Annotated in this window: 2 protein-coding genes; both read left to right on the plus strand. The window is 63.7% G+C overall.

Annotation, left to right across the window (positions count from 1 at the left end; translation table 11 throughout):
- The coding region (locus E5W87_RS35330) for an ABC transporter permease (RefSeq protein ID WP_292408571.1) at positions 1 to 806 on the plus strand (806 nt) is incomplete at its 5' end.
- Between the two features lie 86 nt (positions 807 to 892).
- Positions 893 to 1241 (plus strand): transposase (locus E5W87_RS35335; protein ID WP_292408573.1); only part of this gene is annotated, 349 nt, incomplete at its 3' end.

Genomic DNA, 1241 nt, shown 5'->3' on the forward strand with positions numbered 1-1241 from the left:
CGGTGGTCGCGCTGCTCGGCGTCCTGTTCGTCGATTTTATCGCGACGCGCGGCATGGCATGGCCGGTGGCGCTGCCGCTGATCCTCGTGCTCGGCGGCATCATCGGGCTGGCACATGGCTGGCTGATCACGCGGCTCAAATTGCAGCCTTTCGTGGTGACGCTCTGCGGTCTGCTGATCTATCGCGGCGTGGCGCGGTTCTACACAGCCGACGGCACGGCGGGCTTCGCCTTCGGACAGAACTTTCCGGAGCTCGAGTTCCTGACCGCGGGGCGATCCTATGGCGTGCCAAACAGCTTCATCGCGCTGATCGTCATCGCAATCGTGACGTGGGTGGTGCTGCACCGCTCGGTGTTCGGCCGCTACCTCTATGCCATCGGCAAGAATGAGGAAGCGGCGAAATATTCGGGCATCCGCACCGGCCGCGTCGTCATCGCCGCCTATGTCATCTGCGGTGTGCTGACGGCGCTGTCGGCGATTTACTTCGCCATGTACACGCGCTCGATCTCGCCGGCGAGCCACGGCCAGTTCTACGAGCTCTACGCCATTGCCGCAGCCGTGCTCGGCGGCTTCTCGCTGCGTGGCGGCGAAGGCTCGCTGATCGGCGTCATCCTCGGCACGGTCCTGCTGCAGGAGCTGCAAAACCTCGTCAACCTGCTCGGCATCCCGTCCTCACTCAACTTCGCGGTCATGGGCGGGGTGATCCTCATCGGCGTGCTGGTCGACCAGCAATGGGGCGTGTTCCGGGAGCGGCGGCTGATGCTGGGGGCAGCCCGCAAGGGCACGGCTGGCGCTGCGGCGGAATAGCCGCACCGCCTCTCCCTTCTCCCCTTGTGGGACTGTTGCAAAATTGTGTGGATGTGATTCCCTGTTTTTGAAACGGGGATTTTGTGATGGCGACGAAGCCGAGCGGTCAGTTCAGTTTTGTGGAGGCTCTGCTGCCGCAGGGTCTTGGTCGGAGCGGTCGGCTGTCGTCGCTGGTGAAATGGTATCGCTTCGAGAAGATCCTTGCGCGGCTGCGCCCGGCGGCTGGGCCAGGACGGCCTGCCTACAATTCTCTGGTGATGTTCAAGGCGCTTCTGCTGCAATCCTTGTATGGGCTGTCGGACAGCGAACTGGAGGAGGCGCTCGCCGATCGGCTGTCGTTCCGCCGCTTCGTCGGGCTGACGCTCGAGGAGACGGTACCCGACCACACCACGCTCAACCGCTTTCGCAATCTTCTCATCGAGGCCGGGCTTCTGG

This window comes from Mesorhizobium sp., assembly GCF_004962925.1.
GTDB lineage: Bacteria > Pseudomonadota > Alphaproteobacteria > Rhizobiales > Rhizobiaceae > Mesorhizobium.